This window comes from Paracoccus aerius (assembly GCF_014656455.1).
Classification (GTDB): Bacteria; Pseudomonadota; Alphaproteobacteria; order Rhodobacterales; family Rhodobacteraceae; genus Paracoccus; species Paracoccus aerius.
Map to the genome: position 1 here is coordinate 15,656 of NZ_BNCL01000018.1, position 22,643 is coordinate 38,298.

22 protein-coding genes are annotated in these 22,643 nt (G+C 60.4%); 9 read left to right on the forward strand and 13 right to left on the reverse strand.

Going from position 1 to position 22,643, the window contains the following annotated elements:
• Positions 1–181: 181 nt before the first annotated feature.
• Complete coding sequence (locus IE224_RS16540) at positions 182–400, forward strand: YMGG-like glycine zipper-containing protein (RefSeq protein ID WP_191311951.1); 219 nt, start codon at positions 182–184, stop codon at positions 398–400.
• Positions 401–528: 128 nt separating this feature from the next.
• Here IE224_RS16540 and IE224_RS16545 read toward each other — a convergent pair whose 3' ends face one another.
• Positions 529–903 carry a VanZ family protein gene (locus tag IE224_RS16545; RefSeq protein ID WP_191311953.1) on the reverse strand — a complete coding sequence of 125 codons (375 nt, stop codon included), beginning with the start codon at positions 901–903 and terminating at the stop codon, positions 529–531.
• 407 nt (positions 904–1,310) lie between these two features.
• Here IE224_RS16545 and IE224_RS16550 point away from each other — a divergent pair, with 407 nt between their 5' ends.
• A complete protein-coding gene (locus IE224_RS16550) occupies positions 1,311–1,895 on the forward strand; it encodes a YqaA family protein (protein ID WP_191311955.1) in 585 nt (194 codons plus the stop codon).
• A 138-nt stretch (positions 1,896–2,033) separates the two neighbouring features.
• On the opposite strand, the gene IE224_RS16555 is transcribed toward IE224_RS16550, so the two are convergent.
• The 4 genes from IE224_RS16555 to IE224_RS16570 all read right to left on the reverse strand — a co-directional run bounded on the left by IE224_RS16555 (position 2,034) and on the right by IE224_RS16570 (position 4,733).
• Entirely contained in the window at positions 2,034–2,858 is an 825-nt protein-coding gene (locus IE224_RS16555) for an undecaprenyl-diphosphate phosphatase (RefSeq protein WP_191311957.1), read from the reverse strand.
• A gap of 286 nt (positions 2,859–3,144) precedes the next feature.
• Positions 3,145–3,423 carry a TSUP family transporter gene (locus IE224_RS16560; protein WP_191312047.1) on the reverse strand — a complete coding sequence of 93 codons (279 nt, stop codon included), beginning with the start codon at positions 3,421–3,423 and terminating at the stop codon, positions 3,145–3,147.
• Between the two features lie 153 nt (positions 3,424–3,576).
• The gene (locus IE224_RS16565; RefSeq protein ID WP_191311959.1) at positions 3,577–3,876 is read right to left on the reverse strand and encodes a hypothetical protein; all 300 of its coding nucleotides are present in this window, start codon (positions 3,874–3,876) and stop codon (positions 3,577–3,579) included.
• Between the two features lie 104 nt (positions 3,877–3,980).
• The gene (locus IE224_RS16570; RefSeq protein WP_191311961.1) at positions 3,981–4,733 is read right to left on the reverse strand and encodes a cell wall hydrolase; all 753 of its coding nucleotides are present in this window, start codon (positions 4,731–4,733) and stop codon (positions 3,981–3,983) included.
• Positions 4,734–4,893: 160 nt separating this feature from the next.
• Between IE224_RS16570 and IE224_RS16575 the strand changes: the two genes are divergently transcribed.
• Positions 4,894–5,667 (forward strand): type IV secretory system conjugative DNA transfer family protein, encoded by a 774-nt coding sequence (locus tag IE224_RS16575; RefSeq protein ID WP_268246561.1) that lies wholly within the window; start codon positions 4,894–4,896, stop codon positions 5,665–5,667.
• A gap of 212 nt (positions 5,668–5,879) precedes the next feature.
• Entirely contained in the window at positions 5,880–7,241 is a 1,362-nt protein-coding gene (locus IE224_RS16580) for an IS110 family RNA-guided transposase (RefSeq protein ID WP_191311963.1), read from the forward strand.
• Positions 7,242–7,777: 536 nt separating this feature from the next.
• Here IE224_RS16580 and IE224_RS16585 read toward each other — a convergent pair.
• Positions 7,778–9,469 (reverse strand): Na+/H+ antiporter family protein, encoded by a 1,692-nt coding sequence (locus IE224_RS16585; RefSeq protein ID WP_202380237.1) that lies wholly within the window; start codon positions 9,467–9,469, stop codon positions 7,778–7,780.
• Positions 9,470–9,496: 27 nt separating this feature from the next.
• Here IE224_RS16585 and IE224_RS16590 point away from each other — a divergent pair, with 27 nt between their 5' ends.
• A complete protein-coding gene (locus IE224_RS16590) occupies positions 9,497–11,266 on the forward strand; it encodes a thiamine pyrophosphate-requiring protein (protein ID WP_191311965.1) in 1,770 nt (589 codons plus the stop codon).
• Between the two features lie 263 nt (positions 11,267–11,529).
• Here the strand turns inward: IE224_RS16590 and IE224_RS16595 are convergent, their stop codons facing one another.
• The 7 genes from IE224_RS16595 to IE224_RS16625 form a co-directional block, all read right to left on the reverse strand.
• A complete protein-coding gene (locus IE224_RS16595; protein WP_229849420.1) occupies positions 11,530–12,402 on the reverse strand; it encodes a bestrophin family protein in 873 nt (290 codons plus the stop codon).
• A 98-nt stretch (positions 12,403–12,500) separates the two neighbouring features.
• Positions 12,501–13,253: an SDR family NAD(P)-dependent oxidoreductase gene (locus IE224_RS16600; protein WP_191312053.1), complete on the reverse strand. Its 753-nt coding sequence runs from the start codon at positions 13,251–13,253 to the stop codon at positions 12,501–12,503.
• Complete coding sequence (hisD, locus tag IE224_RS16605) at positions 13,253–14,563, reverse strand: histidinol dehydrogenase (protein WP_191311969.1); 1,311 nt, start codon at positions 14,561–14,563, stop codon at positions 13,253–13,255. Before hisD ends, IE224_RS16600 begins: the two co-directional genes overlap by 1 nt.
• Positions 14,564–14,573: 10 nt before the next feature.
• Positions 14,574–15,341 carry an SDR family oxidoreductase gene (locus IE224_RS16610; RefSeq protein ID WP_191311971.1) on the reverse strand — a complete coding sequence of 256 codons (768 nt, stop codon included), beginning with the start codon at positions 15,339–15,341 and terminating at the stop codon, positions 14,574–14,576.
• Between the two features lie 12 nt (positions 15,342–15,353).
• Positions 15,354–16,721, reverse strand: coding sequence for a TRAP transporter large permease (locus tag IE224_RS16615; RefSeq protein WP_229849421.1), 1,368 nt, complete (start codon positions 16,719–16,721; stop codon positions 15,354–15,356).
• Complete coding sequence (locus tag IE224_RS16620) at positions 16,619–17,119, reverse strand: TRAP transporter small permease (protein WP_191311973.1); 501 nt, start codon at positions 17,117–17,119, stop codon at positions 16,619–16,621. The genes IE224_RS16615 and IE224_RS16620 overlap by 103 nt, the downstream gene beginning before the upstream one ends.
• Positions 17,120–17,171: 52 nt before the next feature.
• Positions 17,172–18,122 (reverse strand): TRAP transporter substrate-binding protein, encoded by a 951-nt coding sequence (locus IE224_RS16625; protein WP_229849422.1) that lies wholly within the window; start codon positions 18,120–18,122, stop codon positions 17,172–17,174.
• 225 nt (positions 18,123–18,347) lie between these two features.
• On the opposite strand from IE224_RS16625, the gene IE224_RS16630 reads away from it, so the two are divergent.
• The 4 genes from IE224_RS16630 to IE224_RS16645 all read left to right on the forward strand — a co-directional run bounded on the left by IE224_RS16630 (position 18,348) and on the right by IE224_RS16645 (position 22,345).
• On the forward strand, positions 18,348–19,076 hold the full coding sequence (locus IE224_RS16630) for a GntR family transcriptional regulator (RefSeq protein WP_191311977.1): 729 nt from the start codon (positions 18,348–18,350) through the stop codon (positions 19,074–19,076).
• A gap of 29 nt (positions 19,077–19,105) precedes the next feature.
• Positions 19,106–20,017 carry a 3-hydroxyacyl-CoA dehydrogenase gene (locus IE224_RS16635; protein WP_191311979.1) on the forward strand — a complete coding sequence of 304 codons (912 nt, stop codon included), beginning with the start codon at positions 19,106–19,108 and terminating at the stop codon, positions 20,015–20,017.
• A gap of 1 nt (position 20,018) precedes the next feature.
• Entirely contained in the window at positions 20,019–20,951 is a 933-nt protein-coding gene (kce, locus tag IE224_RS16640) for a 3,5-dioxohexanoate:acetyl-CoA acetone transferase (protein ID WP_191311981.1), read from the forward strand.
• Positions 20,952–21,097: 146 nt separating this feature from the next.
• Positions 21,098–22,345 (forward strand): glycerate kinase type-2 family protein, encoded by a 1,248-nt coding sequence (locus IE224_RS16645; RefSeq protein WP_191311983.1) that lies wholly within the window; start codon positions 21,098–21,100, stop codon positions 22,343–22,345.
• The last annotated feature ends 298 nt before the right edge of the window (positions 22,346–22,643 follow it).

Consider the following 22,643-nt stretch of genomic DNA (forward strand, 5'->3'; position numbering starts at 1 on the left):
GTCTCTGCAGCCGCTCCGGCGTCAACGGGTGTTATGGAAGTCCTCAGAATAGGAGCACGCCTTCGTAATGCAGATCACAAACGAGAATGGCAGCTGGTTGAACCTATCCCGGCGGGTTCCCAAGCACGGCTATTGGGGTTAGGCAGGCCCCTCAAACAAAACAACAAGGGGCAGTATTGACATGTTCAAGATCGGTTTCGCAGTTCTGGCCATGACGGCAGCACTGGCTGGATGCGCGGGTGGCTACAACAACCCGACTGACAGCGCCGCAGTCCGAACCGTTGGTGGCGCAGCCGCAGGCGCGCTTGTGGCAGATGCAGTGGGAGGCTCAAAGACCAAGGGCGCCTTGATCGGCGCCGTCGCGGGCGGTTTGTCCTGCGCCTCGGGGACCTGCCACTGAGGCCAAGCCAGAGGGGACGGGGCCAAGGTGCATGACCTGGCTCTTCCCGCTCATCGTGAAGACAGCTGTGAGGGCGAGACGACCCTCCAGCCTGCGTTATACAGGAACCGGCCGGTCCGGGGACGATCTTACTGACCGCAGGCCTTCAGGCTGCGGAACGGGCGGGCACACGCCACAAGTATTCGTCCAGCAAGACTGCCCAGCCCGATGCCCGTGAGGTCCGCCACCCAGTCCGCCAAACTGCAGTCACGCCCTACAAAAGGCTGAATGATCTCGATCAGCCCACCGAAGGCTGCATAGACCGGAACGGCAACGAACAGCCAGTTGGGCCTGAGCGTGGCTATTGGAAGCGCTAGCCCTGCAAAGGCGAGAGCATGATAGATCTTGTCGGCATGCTCAATCGAACCCAGGGAGGGTGCCGTGACGGGTGTCAGTGTCAGCAGCGAAATGATCGCTATCATCAGCGCCGAAAGGCCAATGGCCAGTTTTGACTGGATTTGCATGAATGCCTTGTCTTGAGCGTGGTTCAATGGAGTCATATCGGAGAGAACTGTCGATCCCTGGATGGAATGACCGACACAGTCAACAAGGGCGGTGGCAGCTTGTTCACTACCTGACCCATGTTGCGGTGTCACCTGCTCTGAGGCCGAGGGCACTGGCAAGATGGCGCACGACTTCTTACGCAGGCCCTCCATGTGCTGTAGCGCAGCCAGCGGTTCTCAAGACGTTGCAGCGATGCGCCGCTGAACTTTCGGCTTCGTTCGGATGTCCGGATCAGCGTCTATCCAGGCCGTTGTCTTTACATCCCTCTCCTCTGCTGAAATACGAGCCGCTCCGCTTGTGGAGGCTGCGGGCAGCTTGGGAGGAACAGGCAGCTGCCCAGTGTGGCGCGGCGGCGAAGGAACATGACATGCTCAAGGCAACATACGGCTGGACGATCAAACTAGCGTCACATCGGAAGGCGACCCATGCACTTGGCGCCGTTTCTTTTGCCGAAAGCTCGTTCTTCCCAATCCCACCCGACACCATTCTGATCCCGATGATTATCGCAGAACGACGTCGTGCATGGTGGCTGGCTTTCATCTGTACTGTGATGTCTGTTCTGGGCGGTCTCCTAGGTTACATGATCGGCGCCCTGTTCTTCGAGGAAATGGCACAGCCTGTGCTCGCCCTCTATGGATACGACGACGAGTTCGCCGCCTTTGCCATGACCTACAACGATTGGGGCGTCTGGATTGTGCTGATCGCAGGCGGACTGACTCCCCTGCCCTTCAAGGTCGTGACACTTGCGAGCGGAGCGACAGAGCTCAACATCATCGCTTTTGTTCTGTCCAGCGTCGCGGCGAGGGCAATGCGGTTCTATACCGTGGCCGGGCTGATCTACTGCTTTGGGCCCACGGTGCGACACTTCATCGAAACGCGGTTGGTGCTGGTGTTCACGCTAGGCCTTGTTGTGTTGATCGGGGGGGTCATAGCCGTGCGTGTGCTCCTTTAGCTGGACGTCGCGGCAACTATAGGGTGGGCATGGCTTCATGATCTCCAGATGGTCAGAGGCTAGTTTTGCGGGTTCATAGGGTTCGTGCTGAGGTCTCCGTATATGGTCAGGGGGCGCCAATCCTCCTCCATCCTAGGTTCATGACAAGGGTGGGATCAGTCTCTCCTGCAACAAGAGCAGCAGCAATCCGCCCAAGGCAATTCGATAGATCACGAAGGGGGCGAATGACATTGCCGAGATCATCCTGAGGAAGACCGCGATGACACCGTATCCGACCACAAACGACACGGCTGTCGCAGTCGCGGTGACAGAAAGGGTCGGACCCGAATGGTTCCAGCTTGACCACAGTTGGTAGAAGCCTGATCCAAACACAGCCGGGATGGCCAAAAGGAACGAGTATCGAGCTGCAGTTTCGCGGGTATAGCCCATGGCAAGGCCTGCACTGATCGTACCGCCTGAACGTGATACGCCGGGGATCAGAGCCATGGCCTGAGCTAGGCCGAAGATCATCCCGTCCCGCCAGGAGAGATCGGGGAGCGTCTTGACCTTGCGGCCTAGCCGATCGCAAAGGCCCAGGACTACACCGAAGCCGATCAGCATCGCTGCTGTCATATAAAGGTTGCGCAGGCTTGTCTCGATCAGATCCTGTGCCAGAAGTCCCAAAACGACAATTGGGACAGACCCCATGATGACAAGCCAACCCAGATGAGCGTCTTGCGGATCATGTTGACGTCCGATAGCTTGCCGAAGCCATGCCGCGCCAATGTTCCGAATGTCGTTCCAGAAATAGAAAACGACTGCTAATTCCGTGCCGATCTGCACGATCGCTGTGAAGGCGGCACCTGGATCCTGCGCGCCCGGAAATAGATGACCTGCGATGCGCAGATGGGCACTTGAGGAAACGGGCAGAAATTCGGTCAGGCCTTGGACCAGACCAAGAACGGCAGCTTCATAATGCGTCATTGGAACTCGCGGAAAGTGTACATAGTCCCGCCTGTGGACCATGATCAAAAGCAGAGGCCAAGGGGAAAGCGCGGCGGCGGACAGCTGTCAGACTGTCAAGCGTCAAACAAAGAATGTCTGGCGATAGAAATAGACCTCGCATCTCGAGCTTGGAAACAGCATGCAAATGGCATGGCGACAAGCCGACTTAGCACGCCAGCCGGTGTCCTTGCCCAAGACATTCTCCCTCTGCACGCAGGCCTTAAGAGAGCGCCGCGATGACGCATTAAAGACGCCCTGGGTAGACTCAAGTCCAGATCGCCTTGCGCAGCATGTTGATTCCAACCAACAGCAGGAACAAAGAAAAATAACGCTTCAGCCGGGCCGCGTCAGTTTTATGCGCCAGCGCAGCTCCATATGGTGCAGTCAGAGGTGTCGTCACGACCGCCGGCAGGAACGCGGGGATACTGACTGAACCTATAGTGAAGGGCGGTGGATCTTCGATCTGCAAGAACAAGAGCAGCGCGACGGAAGGTACAGCTATCAGGATGCCGAAGCCTGAGGCGGTCGCCACGGCGCGGTAGATCGGACACTCTCCAGTTCAGGCCCGAGCTGCGTCCGTTTCAGCAGTTCTGCCAGTTGGCTGCCTGAAGCCGAAGAAGTCAGTGGCGCCTTGTGCCACGCCGGACGGTTTGCGACACAGCCCTAAGCAAACCAGCTCGGTGCCGCATTTTTCCCATCAGTCTCCCGTGACTCCTGCTGCGAGTTCAATCCAGATCAGCAGGAAGGACGCTGCAAGCGCAAGGGCAATGACTCTGCGCCAGACGCAAGAAGCAGTCATCCTGAGAGACAGTTCCCACGTGAGGGCCGTGCACCCCATCAGCAGGGCTGCGGCAACAAAATCGAAAAAGCCCCACTTGACCTGATCAGTAACTTGCATTCCCAGCAACGGCGCCAGAAGGAGCAGTGCAGTGACGGAAGCCCATGTGGCCGTCCGCCGGTGCAGCACGGAGAGACTGCTTTGTCGAGGCCTGCTCATCTGCCCTTCCGTAAGTTGGCGAAGACAATCTTACCACACACCAGGCACTCTGGCATGATAGATCTTTCTGGGGCGGACATGCTCTCAACACGTTGTATGGCTTATCAAAGCGCGGAGGAACGGGGATCGACGTAGAAGATGTGATCGTCGATCAGCCGCACGCGCATCATATGCGGCGCCCAATCGGGGGTGACGGCCGTGGTGTGGTAGTGATCTGCGCCCTTGAGTTCCGGCATTGGCCCCTCGACAAGTGCACGGGCAGCGACCCGCACCGCTTTCCGCCAAGCCTCCATGTCGTCGATCAAGGGGTAGTCGTAGCGCGAGGTCAGGAAGCTGAACTGCGTCGGATCAAGAGTCGCGCAGGCCGTGGCTCCCCATCGGTGGGGCAGCTTTGCACGTTGGAGGATCACCGAGGCGACAGCCCGCTGACCAAAGTCATCCTGATCGCGCGCCTCGTGGTAGATAGCGACGGCGACACAGGACAGATCACTTGCATTGCGCAAGGATGCCGGGGGAAGCGGAATAGGGCTTCCCTCCAAGATCTGCGCCGCCGTGGCAGGACGCGGATAGGGGCGCACCGTCCTGACTTGAACCGGGCGCGGCAGGGGAGCAGAGACCCTCCTGAGCGTCAGCCGGGACGGCATGGGGGCAGGCGCCTTGGAAAGGTTATCTGAGAGGGCCGGCTGTGTTCCGCGGCGGACGCGGAGAGTGGGAGGAGGCATAAGTGACGATCTGCGCGCTTCGACGCCCGGCGCCGGCTGCCGGAACTGGCTCTCGTCCACCCGAGCGAACAGCAGGCTGCTCGAGTTCCAGGCAGCAACAAGAGCAATGGCCGTGACGAGGATCTCTCGGATCATCGGGCTACTCCTTCGATCCCATCAAAAACGACGCCGGGGGTAAGAGTGTTCCGACAGTGGTCGTGAAGGGCGGATCAACGCCACTCCTCCATCGTGGCAGACCTCGCGCTACGACAGGCATTCCAGGAGCCGGAAACTAGCGTCGCCTAACGGCAATGGGATCAAGCTATATCTTACCCCGAGCGAACCTGACACCATTGCGGAGCTGTCGGACGCCGTTGGCATGACCACCAAGCGGGTCGTAAGCAAGTCGAAGAATATCAAGGACGGACTTTTCTCCAACAACATCTCCGAGAGGACGGAAGAACATCCCTTGCTCACGCGAGATCAGGCCCGCCGGCTGCCAAGGGAGGATGTGGTCATCGTGGTAGACGGCGACATGCCCATCCGGGCCAAGCGGCTGATGTATTATGACGACACCGCCTACAAGGAGCTTTACGAAAGTCAGAACTTCAGCGCGCCTCCGCCGCAGCCACCTCACGTCATCACCGAGGCCGACTACAGGTATATAGAGACGGCCGAGGACATGGCCGAACAGAAGGCAGCGGCAAAAATAGAAGGCGATGCTGCTCGCTTCCGTGCGGCCGAGAAGCGGGACGTAGACGCCGCGGCGTTGGGACACACGCAGTCCGACTTTAGCAAAGATGAGCCGTCTGTCGGTGCAGCAGGCGGCGCGGGCACACAGCTTGTCGCTCAGGACGGTTCGACAGATCCCGCACCAATCGAAGAGCTAGATCAGGTTGCGCCTGTGGCGAACGCGACCAGTGCTCAAGAAGCGACAGCAGGGACACGGATTGCACCCAAAGAAGCGGACCAACAGGGCGTTTCCGGCCGCCACACGGGTCAGGCTGATACAGCGTCGGCCCCTGCCCCCCAAAAGCACGTGCCCCTATTGAGCGACAACGAGCTTATAAAAAACCGTCACGGGCCGTAGCCCGCCTGTGCGCGGTATAAACAGCCTGTGGTATCCTCGATGGCCTGAAGGGCAGTTGCCGATCGCTTATTGGAGGCCAAACCCCGTTAAAAAACGTGGCACATGGGCCGATGCGCACTTGAGAGTGGTGACGCCGCGACTGTGGCGATCCCAAATAGGAAGATGACGGACTTGCATGGCCCACGCCCTTCTTGCCTGTAGGAGGAGATGCCATGACGAAGATTGCGACCGGCGGCCACCCGGACCTGAAGATGGTCAACCCTGCTGCGGCGGCGATCGATATCGGATCGACCATGCACATGGCGGCTGTGAACCCTGAGGCCTGCGAGACACCCGTCAGGGCTTTTGGCACGTTCACCCAGGACCTGCATGATCTGGCGGATTGGCTCAAGCCCTGCGGTGTGACCAGCGTCGCTATGGAGTCAACAGGCGTCTACTGGATCCCGGCGTTCGAGGTTCTGGAAGCGCGAGGCTTCGATGTGACCTTGGTGAATGCGCGCTACGCCAAGAACGTGCCAGGCCGCAAAACCGACGTCAGCGATGCGGGGTGGCTGCGGCAGTTGCATTCCTATGGCCTGCTGCGCGGCAGTTTCCGCCCGGAAGCCGAGATTGCCACCTTGAGCGCTTACCTGCGCCAACGGGAACGTCTTGTGGAATATGCCGCGGCCCACATTCAGCATATGCAGAAGGCGCTGATGGAAATGAACCTGCAGCTGCACCACGTGGTATCGGATATCACCAGGGCGACCGGCATGCGGATCATCCGTGCCATCGTAGCCGGGGAGCGCGACCCGGAGGTGTTGGCCGTGTTCCGCGATATCCGTTGCCACTCTTCCATCGAGGTGATCAAGGCTGCACTCGTCGGCAATGATCGGGACGAGCACATCTTCGCCCTGAGCCAATCTCTGGACCTCTACGACTTCTACCAGGCCAAGATCGAGGGCTGTGATCGAAAGTTGGAGGCCGCGGTCGCGGGGTTGACCGTCAAGGCCCCTGGAGACGTTGCTGCCCTGCCCAAGGCACGGATCAAGCGCAAGCAGGTCAATGCTCCCTCCTTCGATGTTCGGGCGGCACTTTACGGCGTTCTGGGCACAGACCTCACCCAGATCCACGGGCTGGGTCCTTCGCTTGCCCTGAAGCTGGTTGCCGAATGCGGCGCGGACTTGCTGGCGTGGAAAAGCGCAAAGCACTTCACGTCCTGGCTCTGCCTGGCACGAGGCAACAAGATATCAGGCGGCAAGCTGCTGTCGTCGCGCACCCGACGCTCCTCCAGCCGAGCTGCAGCACTCTTGCGCGTGGCCGCCACGACGATCGGACGCAGCGACACTGCTTTGGGGGCATTTTATCCACGCCTGTCATTCCGGATCGGCAAGCAAAAGGCGGTGACCGCCACGGCACGGAAGATCGCCGTTCTGTTCTATAATGCCGTGCGCTTTGGCATGACCTACCGCGATCCGGGCGCGGTAGCCTATGAGGAACGACATCGCAGCCGAGTTTTGGCGAACCTGCAACGGCGCGCCAAGACACTCGGCTTTGCATTGGCGCCCTTGCCCAACACTGAGGCTGTTTCTTAGGAAGCAGCTTTGCTTAGCAAAAAGAACCGGGAGCGGCAGGCTGCACTGCCCTTGCCAGAACTCGGCCATTCGAGCGCAGGAATTTCGCTGAAAGGTGCAACCGTAGCGCACCTGCGGATCGATAAGCTGGCAACGATGGTTTCCGAGACGCTTTCAGCTGCATCATGAACCGCATTCCGCTCAAACTCAGAGATCGCGTGTCGCTGCCATATCCAGTCTCTTCTGTGGCAAGCATCGCTCCCAGAAGATTGGAACTAACGCGGGCATGTCCAGACAGACTGGAGACTGCCCTCCAGATCCTGGGTTTCGATAACGAGCTTCGCATCAAGCAAAGCGGAGCTCTTTGCCCTGCAGCGTACCTGTCGTGGACGAATAGGCGTCCTGAGGTTCTGACGAATTGTCACAAGGACCCTGCTCAAACAAATATTGCCGACCAAGGTCCTGCCTTCTCGCCCGCAACCTAATAGAATAAGACCCTCTTGTCGAATTTCACTCCGGGCCGCCATTTGGCTGCGATAAACGTCGAAGTGCCTTTATCAAAGCGTCAGCGCGGCTATCCAAGCAAACAGGACCATGCCGAAGTTTGCATGGATGAAGGTCGGGATCACGCTGTCCTTGATGTGGTCGTGCTGGCCATCCGCGTTCAGGCCTGCCGTTGCACCCAGCGTGATGGTGGACGCGGGCGATCCTGCATCGCCCAGAGCCGCCGCTGCACCGAGAAGGGCGACTGTCGCCAGCGGCGAGAAACCTAGCGCGAGGGCCAGAGGCACATAGACCGGCGCGAGGATCGGGACCGAAGCAAAAGAGTCCCCGAACCCGATCGTGATGAACAGCCCGACCAGCAGCATGATGGCCGCGCCCAGGGCCTTATTCTCGCCGATGAAGGTTGCCGATGCCGAAACCAGCGGCTGGACTTCTCCAGTGGCGGAAAGTACGCCCGCGAACCCCGAGGCGATGGTGATGATCACGGCCACCTGCGCCATCATCCGCAGGCCTTCGGTAAAGACGTCGTCTTGGTCGCGCCAGCGGAAGATGCCCGCAAAGCTGAGGATGACGAAGCCGACCATGGCCCCGATCAGGAGCGAGTCGAACTTGATCTGGCAGACCAAAGCCACCAGCAGCGCAGCGATCGTTGCCAGCAGCTGCGTGAGGTCAAGGGTGACAGGGACCTTGGCGGCTGCCGGTGCCTCATTCTCGATCGTGTGATAATAGCGCGGCTTGCGGTAGGTGATGAAGACGGCGACGAACATCCCGGCCAGGATCCCCATCACCGGCAGGAACATCGCCTTGGGCGCCATGTCGGCGGTCACGACCAGACCGAGGTCAGCGCCGACCTCGTTCAGGTTGGTCAGAAGGATGTCGTTCAGGAAGATCGCCCCGAAGCCTGTCGGCAAAAGCAGGTAGCTGGAGCTGATCGCGCAGGCCAGCACGCAGGCGACCGCTCTGCGGTCCATGCGAAGCCGGTTCATGATGCCAAGGAGCGGCGGGATCAGCACCGGGATGAAGGCAATATGGACGGGGATGAGATTTTGCGACATGATGGACGCCGCGCAAAGGATCAGCAGCAAGGTCCACTTGATGCTCTTGCCGGTGGCGGCCTCGCCCGTCCCCAGCCGACCCGAGATCTTCGCGGCCAACAGTTCAAGCAGGCCGCTGCGCGCCAGCGCGACGGCAAATGCTCCGATCATGATGTAGGTCATGCCGACCTGCGAGCCGATGAGCAGGTTGTCGTTGAGCGCAGTGATCGTCTCTGTCATCGACAGGCCCGCCTGCAAGCCGCCCAGCACGGCCGCCGAGACCAGGGCGATGGCAACGGGTAGCCGCAGCAGACAGAGCGTCATCATCGCCGCGATCGACAGAACGACGGCGTTGATGTGCAAACCCGCCGCAATCGAGCCGCCGTAGATCGTTGCAAACAGGACAAGCACAGGAAGCACGCGCTTGCGAAGGAACTCTCCGTCGGCAGGAAAGCTCATGGGCAGATCAGTCATGGTCATTCTCTTGAAGGGTCCGAGCCCAAAGCCCGGCATACAGGGCGATACGTCGCGCAACAATGGATGTTCAACCTCATTATTTGCCTGACGCCTGCCAAAAACTGGCCGCGGAGAAGCCAAAAGCCTGGCTGGGGAACTCAGATTTATCTCTATCCCCAGGCAGGCGAGCCGGATGTTCCTGCCATCAACAGGGCTTGGCGGGAACAGCTCGCATGACACGCCGTTGGACAGCATGACATGGCATCAGCAGGAGGGCAGAGCATGGCTCCGACAGTTGGCGATTTCTTCTGGGAGCGGCTCAAGGCATGGGGTGTGACCCGCGTCTTCGGCTATCCGGGTGACGGTATCAACGGGCTTCTGGGCGCATTGCAGCGGCGCAATGGCGACATCCAGTTCGTCCAGGCCCGGCATGAGGAGATGGCCGCCTTCATGGCCTCGGCCCATGCCAAGTTCACCGGCGAACTGGGCGTTTGCCTTGCAACCTCGGGCCCCGGCGCCACGCATCTGCTGACGGGCCTTTATGACGCGAAGCTGGATCACGTGCCCGTTCTGGCCATTGCCGGACAGCAGGCTCGGACGGCTTTAGGCGCGCATTACCAGCAGGAAGTCGACCTGATCTCGATGTTCAAGGATGTCGCTGGCGCTTTTGTGCAGCAGGCGACCGTGCCCGCGCAGGTGCGTCATCTTACCGATCGAGCGATCAGGACCGCCCTCAGCCAACGCAAGGTGACAGCGCTTATCTTTCCCAACGACCTGCAGGAGATGCCTTATGAGGACCCGCCGCGTGCCCATGGTACAGTCTTCTCCGGCGTCGGATATTGCGCGCCTCGCGTTGTGCCGGCCGAGGAGGACCTGCGGCGCGCGGCCAATGTTCTGAATGAAGGCTCAAAGGTCGCGATGCTGGTCGGTGCCGGTGCGCTGGATGCCGGTGCCGAGGTGCGCGCCATAGCCGAGGTGCTAGGGGCCGGCGTGGCCAAGGCCCTTTTGGGCAAGGCGGTCCTGCCGGATGATCTGCCCTATGTCACCGGCTCGATTGGGCTTCTGGGCACATCGGCTAGCTGGGATCTGATGCAGGGGTGCGACACGCTGCTGATGATCGGATCGGGCTTCCCTTATTCCGAGTTTCTGCCTCCGCAAGGTGCGGCGCGCGGCGTGCAGATCGACCTGGACCCTACCATGCTGTCGCTGCGCTACCCGATGGAGGTGAACCTGACCGGCGACAGCGCCGAGACTCTGCGCGCCCTTCTGCCCCTGCTGACGCCGAAAAAGGGTGGGAAATGGCGCCAGACGGTGGAGAAGAGCGTCGCCTCCTCGTGGAAGGTGTTGGAAGACCGGGCGATGCAACCGGCCAGTCCGATCAACCCGCAACGCCCCTTCTGGGAGTTGTCGCAACGCCTGCCTGAGGGGGCGATCCTGACCTCGGATTCGGGCTCCTGCGCCAATTGGTTCGCACGCGACATCAAGATGCGCGAGGGGATGATGGCTTCGCTCTCAGGCGGCTTGGCCTCGATGGGTGCGGCCGTTCCTTATGCCATAGCCGCCAAATTCGCCCATCCGGAGCGCCCCGTGGTCGCGATGGTCGGAGATGGCGCGATGCAGATGAACAACATGGCCGAACTGATCACTGTCGCCAAATACTGGCGCGAGTGGGAAAGCCCGACATGGGTCTGTCTGGTGCTGAACAATCAGGACCTGAACCAGGTCACTTGGGAACAGCGGATCATGGAAGGCAACCCCAAGTTCGAGGCGACCCAGAACATCCCGGATGTTCCTTATCATCGCTTCGCCGAAATGATCGGGCTGAACGGCATCTTCGTAGATGACCCTGCTAGCATCGGTCCGGCATGGGACATGGCCCTGGCCTCGCCGATACCCACGGTGATCGAGGTTCGCACGGATCCCGAGGTGCCGCCCATGCCGCCACATCTGACCTTCGCGCAGCTGCGCAACTTCATGGCCTCGGCTGCATCGGATCCCGAGCGTGGAGGTATCCTGCTAAACACAGCCCGGCAGGTGTTGGGGGGCTCGTGACGCCGAAAGGCAGCGCATGGCCTGAGCCCTTTGGGTCTTGCCGGAAGCAGTATTCAAACGCCCAGATTACCTGCAAGGTGAAGCATGGCCAAAGACAAATCCACACGCTGAGCGAGGCTCTCGATCAACTGAAACTGCTGCAAGGTGTCACGGTATCGCCGTGAAAGATGGGGACGAGGCATTGGCGAAAAGTCCTTTGCCTTGCCATCCTCATCTTCGTGCTTCCATTTATCAGGGAGCCGCCCAACCTGCCCACTCTTGCATCAGGTCAGGACGTAGTCCTTTGCGATCGGCACCGGGGGAAGGTCCGTCTCACCCATGGCCGAGCGCAAGTGGATCTCGATGGTCGTCGCATAGGCCGAGATCGGAAGGTTGTTGGGCATCAGGCCGAAGGGCTCCTCAAGCTCCTCTCCCAGGGCATCGAGGCCGAAGAACGTATAAGCCACGAGCATGGCGGCAAGCGGCGTCGACCAACCCAGCATGTTGGTGAGACCGAATGGCAGCAGAAAGCAGAACAGATAGGCCGTCCGGTGCAAGAGCAGCGTGTAGGCAAATGGCAGGGGCGTGTTGGCCAGGCGCTCGCAGCCGACCAGTGCCTGCGTCAGGCGGGAAAGGCTGTCGTTGAGGCCGAGAGCCTCGACGGGGGCAAGACGACCTTGCCGCAGCAATTGTCCGATCTGCGCCGCGACCGGATGTAGGATCACATCCGCAGGTCTAACATCAAGAGCGGGTTCACTCGTCTCCCGACCTTCCATCTTCTGCCGCAATTGCTCGACCGCCCCCTTCCCGAACGTGATGATCGCCGTCAGGATGTCGCGACGCTCAAGAGAGGTCTTTCCCGGTTCCTCATCCAGAACGACCGTCTGCCGGGCAATGTCTCTGGCGGACTGGATGATCTGGCCCCAAAGCTTGCGGGCTTCCCACCATCGGTCGTAGCAGGCGTTGTTGCGAAAGCTGAGAAAGACGGACAGGGCGATCCCGATCAGTGTCAGGGGTGCGGGATTGATCCCGGGAACAAGAGCCGGTGCCTGCCGGTGCGCGGCGACAACCATCACCGACAACACCCCCACAGCGGCAAGCTGCGGCCAGGTGCGCAGAATGATCGATCCCTTCAGGACAAAGAACAGCGTCAGCAAGCTGGGACGGGAACGGACGATCATCGCACGAGACCTCGGATGCTCAGAGGAGCATCGTTTCCTTTATCGCGATTGCGATCAACGAGTATTATGGAGCCTCACTCAGCCGTCCAGCCTCCGTCGATCATGATGGACGACCCAGTCATAAGGGCCGATGCGTCGGATGCCAGAAAAACAGCCGCCCCCACGATATCCTGCACCTGACCAAGCCGACCGAGCTTGATCTTTTTGAGCACCTCCTCCTGGAATGCGTTTTCCGAAAAGTAAGGCCTTGTCAGGGGCGTTTCAATAAATGTCGGGCAGATGGTGTTAACGCGGATGGCATGGGGGGCCAGTTCAATTGCCAAAGATTTAGAAAAGCCCTCGATTGCCCATTTCGATGCACAGTAGATGCTGCGCCTTGCAGCGCCGATATGTCCCATCTGCGACGACATGTTGATGATCGACCCGCCCCGTCCAGCCTTGAGCATTCCCCGGGCAACCGCCTGCGCGGCGAAGACCGCAGCCCGGAGGTTCAGGCCGATGATCAGGTCGAAATCCTCTTCGGTGACATCTTGCACAAGGGCGGGCCGGTTGGTGCCAGCGTTGTTCACGAAGATGTCGAAGGGTTCGCGTGCGTCGATTTCACGGCTAAAGGCACAGGTATCCGTGACGTCAAGCGCCAAAGTGTCGGCTGTCCCACCGTCAGCGATGATACCCTCAGCCACCTCAGTGATTTCGGAGGAGGAGCGGGCGCAAAGAGTGACGGCCGCCCCTGCCGAGGCCAGAGCCTCGGCCACGCCGCGCCCAATGCCCCGCCCGGCCCCCGTTACCAAGGCCCGTTTGCCGGCCAGATCGAAGTTCGCCCGCATCATTCCGCAGCACCTCCATAGGGGACGTCCGTCCCGCCATAGCGGCGGACCCGGATATTGGCCTGCTCGGCATGTCCCGTGAAGCCCTCGAGCAAGCAAAGGCGCGAGCAATAGGCGCCGATCTCGGCGGCGGCCTCATCGCTGGTAATACGCTGGTAGGTGTGTGTCTTGAGAAACTTGCCCACCCAAAGCCCGCCAGTATAGCGGCCCGCCTTGCGGGTCGGCAGCGTATGGTTGGTGCCGATTACCTTGTCGCCATTCGCCACATTGGTGCGGGGCCCGAGAAACAGCGCCCCGTAGGAGGTCATGCGGTCCAGATACCAGTCGTCGCGGTCGGTCATGACTTGGACATGCTCGCTGGCAATGTCGTTGGCGACCTGGAGCATCTCCTCATGGCTGTTGCAGAGGATCACCTCGCCATAGTCGCGCCAGCTTGCGGATGCGGTCTCGGCCGTAGGGAGGATCTGCAACAGTCGCTCGATTTCGGCCATCGTTCCTTCGGCCAAGGCACGCGAGTTTGTCACAAGCACGGCGGGGCTGTTGTAGCCATGCTCGGCCTGCCCCAGCAGATCGGTCGCGCAAAGTTCCGCATCCACGGTATCGTCGGCAATCACCATCGTCTCGGTCGGGCCTGCAAACAGGTCGATGCCGACGCGGCCGTAGAGCTGGCGCTTGGCCTCGGCCACGAAAGCGTTGCCGGGGCCGACCAGCATGTCGACGGGCCGGATACTTTCGGTCCCCGATGCCATGGCACCGATGGCCTGAATACCGCCGAGGACATAGAGCTCATGCGCGCCGGCCAAGTGCATGGCAGCTATAACGGCCGGATTAGGCCGCCCCCTGAAAGGAGGTGTGCAGGCCACGATGCGCGGCACCCCGGCGACACTGGCGGTCAGCACCGACATATGCGCCGACGCCACCATTGGAAACTTGCCGCCGGGCACATAGCAACCGACCGATTGGACCGGGATGTTTTTGTGCCCCAGAATGACACCAGGTCGGGTTTCGACTTCGATATCCTGCATCGAGGCGCGCTGCGCTTCTGCAAAGCGCCGGATTTGATGCTGTGCGAAGCGAATGTCGTCAAGCTCGCGCGTGCTCAGTTCCGCGATAAGGGCGTCGATTTGTTCCTGAGTAAGGCGAAAGCTGTCGGGGACGTAGTTGTCGAACTTATGGCTGAACTCTCGAACGGCAATGTCGCCGTGCGTCTCGATATCCTTCAGCGCTGTCTCGACTATCGTACGGGTTCTGCTGTCGTCCTGGTCGCGCTCTACGTCGGACTTGCCCCTCTTGAGGTAGGTAATCGCCATCGTCGCTTCCTTATCCCAGCATTCCGGTATCACCGCAGACCGAAATTGCCTGCCCGGAGATCGTACGGCCACGAGGACTTGCCAGATACAGGATCTGGTCCGCGATCTGCTGCGGCGTGACGTACTCCTTGATGGAAGTGTGAGAGAACGCCTCGCTCTCGGCCTGATCGAAGCTGATGCCCCGGGCGTCCGCGCGCGATTGCAGCACGCGGCGCTGCCGATCACCTGCGACCAGTCCCGGCAGGACGGCATTCACCCGAATGCCGTGTTCGCCCAACTCCATGGCCATGGATTTGGTCAGTCCGATCACCCCCCATTTTGCTGCCGCATAGGGACTGCGCAGCCTAAAGCCCAAGCGACCGGCCAGCGAGGAGATGTTGACGATCGACGGGTTGGCGCTCTTTCGCAGATGCGGAACAGCCCGGCCCGTGGTGACAAACTGGCTCGTCAGGCAGATGTCGATGCATTGACGGACGGCGTCAAGCTCCAGTTCCTCGATACGCCCGGTTGGTCCCGCGATGCCTGCGTTGTTGACGAGGCTGTCGAGCCCGCCCAGTACCGTGATGGCGTCGTCCATGAAGCCTGCCAGTGCACCTGCGTCCTGCACGTTCACGCGGCGGCAAAACACGTTGTCGGGAAGTGTCGCCAGGCCGGCGTCGTCGATGTCGCAGGTGGCGACATGGGCACCCTCAGCAAGGAAGGCGTCCACGATGGCGCGGCCGATGCCGCCCGCGCCTGCCGTCACGATGACCCGGGCATCGCCTAGGGATAGATTCATGAGTCTTTTTCCTTATCGGCCTGTGAAGACCAGCGAGAGCCAGGGCAGGAAGCTGATGATGAGAAGGTCGATCAGCAGGATGATCACGAAGGGGATCACCGCCCGGGCGATCTTCGGAATGCCGATACCGGCGATCTGTGAGGCGATGAACAGGTTCAGACCCACAGGGGGCGTGAACATTCCCATGGCAAGGTTCACCACCATGATGACCCCGAAATGAACCGGATCTATGCCGAAGCTAAGCGCGATAGGCAGCAGGATCGGGGTGAAGATCAAGATCGCTGCTGCCGCTTCGAGGAACATGCCCACGAACAGCAACAGGAGGTTAACCAGGATGATGAACATCCAAGCGCTCTCGATTGCGCCAACAACGAATTCGGATATGACCGCTGGCACCTGCAGCGACAGGATGATCCGGCCATAAAGCCCAGCTGCCGCGATGATCGACAGCACGACCGCAGATGTGATGGCGCTGTCGCGCATGATCACAGGAATCTCGCGCAGCGGCAGTTCACGATAAACGACACCGCCCACCAGAAGCGAATAGACGACCGCAACAACAGCGGCTTCAGTCGGCGTGACGATGCCACCATAGATCCCGCCAAGGATCAGCGTCGGCATCAGTAGCGCCAGAATTGCTGAGCGGCCGGCGATCAGCACACTACGGACGCTTGTCACTTCCTCCACCGGCATATGCAGAGTGCTGGCATGGATGCGCGCATAGATCAGAAGCGACGCAACGACCACGAGGCCCGGCAGGACGCCCGCAATGAACATGTCGCCCACCGACTGGTTCGCCGCGATGGCATAAAGGATCATCGGAATGCTGGGAGGAATGATGACGCCAAGCGCCCCGGCGGCCGCCTGGTTCGCTGCGGCATAGGGTTTGCCGTAGCCTTGGGCGACCATCGCGGGGATCAGGATGGCGCCGACCGCCGCCGTCGTCGCGGCGCCCGAGCCAGAGATCGCAGCGAAAAAAGCCGAGGTCACGATCGCAACCATCGCCAGCCCGCCTGTCGTGCTGCCGACGAGCGTCTTTGAGAAGTCCACCAGCCGCTTGGAGATCCCGCCTGCCTGCATCAGGTTTCCGGCCAGGATAAAGAAGGGGATCGCCAACAGTGGGAAAGAGTTGACCGAGCGGATCATCTCTTGCGGAGCGATCAGCAGGGGCATGATGTCGCCCTGCCAGATGGTTACCACCGCTGCGAGCCCAAGCGCGAAGGTCACGGGTACGCCGACTAGCAAAAGAAGAAGCAGAAGTCCGAACAAAAGCGAGATCATGCCACTGTCTCCTTCTTGCCGGAGAAGTCGGCGGCGATGATTGCAAGTGAGTTCAACACGATGAGCGCTGCCCCTGCGGGGATTGCGCCATAAAGCCATGCCATTGACACCCGCGTGCTGGGTGCGGTCTGTGTGGCAACTCGCTGAGTGAGCTCAAGCCCATATTTGAGAAGAACAAAGGCAAAGGTGCAGGAGGCTGCGGCGATGAACAGGTGAAAAACTCTGCTGGCCCTCGGGCCTGACAGTGATACCAGCAGGTCGACTGCGATCAGCGAGCCGTAGCGGTAAGCATAGGCAGCACCCAGCATGGTCATCCAGACCATCGAGAAACGCGAGACTTCCTCGGAAAAGGTCAGCGAACTGCCCATCACATAACGGGCAAAGACCTGCCAGCTAATTAGGACCGTCATCACCAGCATCAGCGCGGCGAGGATCCAGCCGACAAGCCAGTTGATGCCGTCCACCGTGCGAACGACTGTGTGCAGCGCCCTACGCATCTGCGACCTCCTGAGCGATGGAAGAAGAAGGGGGCTTTCGCCCCCTTTGCCGTTACTGCGGCGCCTGGAAGTTCATCGCGGCGTCCACCAGTTCGGTGCCAACCGTGTCTTTCCACTTGGCGATCACCGGCTGGACCGCTTCCCGGAAGGGCGCCAGATCGGGATAGGTGACTTCCATTCCCAATGTTTCCAATTCACCCACCAGACGCTCCTCCATCTCGCGCGATGCTTCGCGCTGAACCGGCGTGGCGATCTCAGCCGCTTCCAGCATGATCGCCTGATCCTCGGGTGAGAGAGAGGCGAACAACTGCGCCCCAATCATCAGGGGCGCGGGCGAATAGACATGCTGGGTCATGTTCAGGTAATCCTGAACCTCGTGGAACTTCACGTCGTAGATCGTCGGGATCGGATTTTCCTGACTTTCCATCACACCCTGCTGCAGGGCGGTGAAGACTTCGGTCCAAGCCATCGGTGCGGCATTTGCCCCAAGGGCAGTCCAGGTGTCTACCTGCACGCTGCTTTCCTGGGTCCGGTGCTTGATGCCCCGCATATCCTCAAGCGTCTTTATCGGTCGAACGCTGTTGGTGTTGTAGCGGAAACCGTTCTCCATCCAGGCCAGGATCTTGACACTTGCCGCATCTTCCAGCCGCTGGGCCAACGTTTCCCCGTGTTCGCTGTCCAGGAACGCATGAGCGTGTTCGTGATCGCGGAAGATGTAGGGCAGGTCGAACAGCAGGAACTCGTTGGTGAAGCCGCCCATTGGGCCTGTCGAGGTAATGCCCATGTCGATCAGTCCAAGGCCAATCCCCTCGACGACCTCCCGCTCGGCACCCAACGCATTGTCATAATGCGGCCGGATCTTGAGCCGCCCCTCCGACAGGCGCTCCAGCTCCTCTCCGAATTTGTGGACGCCAACCGCCTGATGCGACTGCGGCCCCAGCGGCAGGCTGACATCGAACGTGCGGCTTTCCTGCGCCATGGCAGTCGAACCCAACAGCGCCATAACGGCTGTGATTCCTGTGATCTTGCAGTTCCGCATTCTCAGGACCTCCCTTCCTTCAACTTGCGTAAACAATACTCTCGCAGAGAGTCGATCTGTGATCTCGGATACGCTACGGGCTAAAAGTAATTTACGTCAACAGCTCATTAATTTCGATTATTTGCTGGACTTTTAGAAAGGAAACCATCAACGAATAAAGCAACCGAGATCACAGATACCGAGGAACATATGGTTCGGGGAGGGGAATCAGATGGCTGGTCTAGACTAGGACCGCTTACTCTGAAGGAGGGAGAGACTGCCCAGTCCCAGATCTATGCACGCCTGAGAGACGCCCTGATCAGCGGTTACTTTCGGCCAGGTGAGGAACTGAGCCTACGCCGTGCGTCCGCGGCACTCGGTACCAGCGTCACTCCGATCCGCGAGGCTCTCCGACAGCTGGAAAGCGACGGCGGGTTAGAGGTATTTGGCGGCAATCGCGTCCTGCGCGTTCCGGTCCTGTCTGAGGCTGAGCTGATCGAGATCCGCGAAATCCGCGTCAAGCTGGAAAGCTTCGCGGCCGCTCAGGCGATCAACGGGATTGGTCCTTCTCAACTGCGACTGATTTCGAATGCCTGCTCGGTCATGCAGCGCGCCGCAGACACGGATGACGCGGACCTTTATCTTGAAAGCAACTGGCGCTTTCATTCGCTGATCTATCGCGCCGCGGAACGTCCGGTCCTGATGGGCCTGATCGAGCAGATGTGGCTTCGGGTTGGTCCTCTGATACGGCTAGCCGTGACGGCACCCAATCATTTCGATCGTTCGATGGAAAGCCATCGTGCCGCCGAACGCGCCTTGCGCGAGCGTGACGGCGCAGCACTGGAGGCCGCGATCGTTAGGGACATTTCCGACGCCGCCTCGGATCTGGGGAAGACCCTGGGCAGCTTTGTCCGCGTCAAGAACTTCAACAGAACCTAAACCTTTTGATGAGCGGGAAGGATTGAACCGTGGCGAGCACTGTTTCCATCATCGGCTGCGGCCTGATCGGAAGAGCTTGGACGATTGTCTTTGCAAGAGCAGGATTGGACGTCCGAGTGTGGGACGCCGATCCCGCAACCACCGAACATGCGATGGCAACGCTGCACACCACATGCGTGGAAGCTGGGGAAGATCCGTCGATCCTGGCGCGTGTCACTGTCGTCCAGGACATGCAGTCGGCGCTTGAAGGCTCGGACTGGGTGCAGGAGAACGGGCCAGAACGGATCGAGATCAAGCGCCAGCTTTATGCTGATCTTGATCGGCTGGCTGCACCTGAAACAATTCTGGCCTCCTCCAGTTCGGCCCTCGTGGCCTCGCAGTTTGCCGAAGGACTGGCAGGCCGCCACCGCATTCTTGTCGCCCATCCAGTGAACCCGCCCCATGTAATTCCGGTGGTGGAACTTTGTCCCTCGCCCGACACCGCGCCTCATGTCATGGACAACGCCGAGGCGCTGATGCGGGATGTTGGGCAGGTTCCCGTGCGTTTGTCGCGCGAGATCGACGGGTTTGTCCTGAACCGGCTTCAGGCGGTACTCCTGGCGGAATCGCTTTCTCTCGTCGCCCAAGGCATCGTGTCGCCAGAAGGCTTGGACGACACCATTTGCCACGGTCTTGGCCGACGCTGGACGCTGCTGGGTCCCCTTGCCACGATCAACCTCAACGCGCCCAGGGGGATCGTGGATTATCTCGACCGCTATGGGCCGACGATGGCAAGGCTCAGCAACAGCGCTGCACGGGGTGATGCCTTCACGCGCAAAGCCGGAGAGATCGCCGCCGCAGCCCTACCGGGTAGCGACCAGGTTGCCTCACTCAGCCGGAGCCGAGACAGAAAACTGGCGGCATTGGACAATTTTCTGAAATCCTTGAAGGAAGAGAAGTAACATGGCTGCCAAACGCAAGGTCATCATCACCTGCGCCGTCACCGGCGCGATCCATACGCCGTCGATGTCGGAATACCTGCCCGTCACGGCCTCGGAAATTGCCGAGGCGGCGATCGGCGCGGCCGAAGCGGGTGCCGCGGTTGTCCACCTCCATGCACGCGACCCACAGGACGGTCGCCCCGACCAGACGCCCGAGGCATTCGCGCCCTTTCTTCAGATCATCAAGCAGCGCTCCAGCTGCGTGGTGAACATCACCACTGGCGGCGCGCCGACAATGTCTATTCAAGACCGCGTCCGACCTGCCGAGACGTGGAAACCTGAACTGGCATCGCTGAACATGGGTTCGATGAACTTTGGCCTGTTCCCGATGCTGGCCAGGTTCGATGACCGACTGAAGCATCAGTGGGAACGGGATTATCTTGGAAACAAGGGCATCCTGTTCCACAATACCTTTGCCGATATCGAGCATATCATCACCACGCTGAGGGCGAACGGCACCCGGTTCGAGTTCGAGTGCTACGACACCGCGCATCTCTACAACCTCAAGCATTTCCTTGATGCGGGACTGGTGCAGGGTCCGCTCTTCATCCAGACAGTGTTCGGCCTGATGGGCGGCATCGGTGCGCACTACGACGACGTCATGCACATGAAGCGCACGGCTGACAGGTTGTTTGGGGACCAGTATCGCTGGTCTGTCCTTGGTGCCGGCAAGAACCAGCTTCCGGTAGCTGCAATTGCCGCAGCGCTTGGCGGCCATGTTCGGGTCGGGCTCGAGGACTCTCTCTGGGCCGGCCCAGGGCGGCTTGCCACGAGCAATGCCGAACAGGTTATCGCCGTCCGGCAGATCATCGAAGGATTGGGCCTTGAGATCGCCACCCCGGACGAAGCACGAGAGCTGCTTGCCCTAAAGGGTGCGGACGCCGTCGGCTTCTGATCAGTAGAATATCCGGGCTGCCGGTCAGGCAAACGAGAATACCTCGCGGCGGCCCGTGACACCTTGCATAAGCGGCGTGTTGGTTACCCATAAGATCACAAGCGCGGTCTGCAATGCGATCCGCGGCTCCCCATCAGAGACTGACAATGACGCGCGACCCGAAAGACCTTCTTCTGCGCCTGTTCCGTGCGGCAGTGGACAGCGCCGATCCGGGCAAGACGGTGGCGCGTCATCTGCCGGAACGCCCCAGCGGCCGGGTGGTCGTGGTGGGGGCCGGCAAATCCGCCGCTGCCATGGCTCGCGCGGTCGAAGCCGAATGGCCCGACGTAACCGGCGTGGTCGTCACCCGCTATGGCCACGCTGTCCCAACCCGAAGTATTGAGGTAATCGAGGCTTCCCATCCCGTTCCCGACCAGGCGGGAGCCAATGCAGCGCAGCGCATTCTGGCGGCTGTGCGCGGGCTTGGCCCCGACGATCTGGTGCTGGCGCTGATCTCGGGCGGGGGATCAGCGCTGATGACGGCGCCTAGGCCAGGCCTGACGCTGGACGACAAGATGCAGGTGAACCGGCTGCTGCTGGCTTCTGGGCCACCAATCGGGGTGATGAACCGGGTGCGGCGCAGGCTGTCGGCAGTCAAGGGCGGGCGCTTAGCCATTGCGGCAGCACCGGCACGAGTAGTGACGCTGGCGATCTCCGACGTGCCGGGCGACGATCCCCTGGCCATCGCCTCAGGACCGACGGTTCACGATCCCGACGCGACGGCGGACCTATCTGATATCGTAAGAATGCTCGGCCCTGCCCTGCCCGAGGCCGCCCGACGCCTGCTGATGATGCCACCTGATCCCTTGCCGCCGTTCACGGCGGACTATCGCCTGATCTCCACCCCGCTTATTGCCCTTGAGGCCGCCGCAAGGATGGCCCGTGCCGAAGGGATTACACCCCTGATCCTGGGTGATGCCATCGAAGGCGAGGCAAGTACTGCCGGTCAGGTCATGGCGGGCATCGCCCGCAGCGCGGCCCTGCACGGGCTGCCGGTCAAGGGCCCGGCAGTGCTGCTGTCGGGCGGCGAGACCACCGTAACTCTTGGCAGAGCCAAGCCGGGCAAGGGCGGGAGGAACACCGAATTCCTGCTCGCGCTCGCGATAGCATTGGACGGCTGTCCTGGCATACATGCGTTGGCCGGTGACACTGATGGCATTGATGGCAGCGAAGATGCAGCAGGTGCGGTCATCTCTCCCGACACGCTGGCCCGTGCCCGGGCGGAGGGACTGGAGCCGCGTGCCGTGTTGGAGGCGCATGACAGCTACAGCCTGTTTGACCGGATCGGCGATCTGGTCAAGACCGGGCCGACCCTGACCAACGTCAACGACTTTCGGGCCGTGCTGATCCGATGATCAGCCGTTACTGCGGATGTGTTCTTTGCACTTTCTGGCAAACCAACCGTTTTAACCGCACAATGCCCTGAGATTAAAATTTAAAGCCACGCCTATCAGGCTTAATGTCGGTCATGTCCGCCGCACGCAGCCACTCGGCATCTAACGGGTGTATGGAATATTAGTTAAGCGCCGAGCATTTCCGATTAACTTGAAGTGATCCTTCCATTTCATTCAGCTTTTTAGCGACTCCGACAAGAGCATTTGTTCGAACCTCTCGTCGCGACCGAAGAGGCGCTGAGCAATGGCTTCTCCTTGT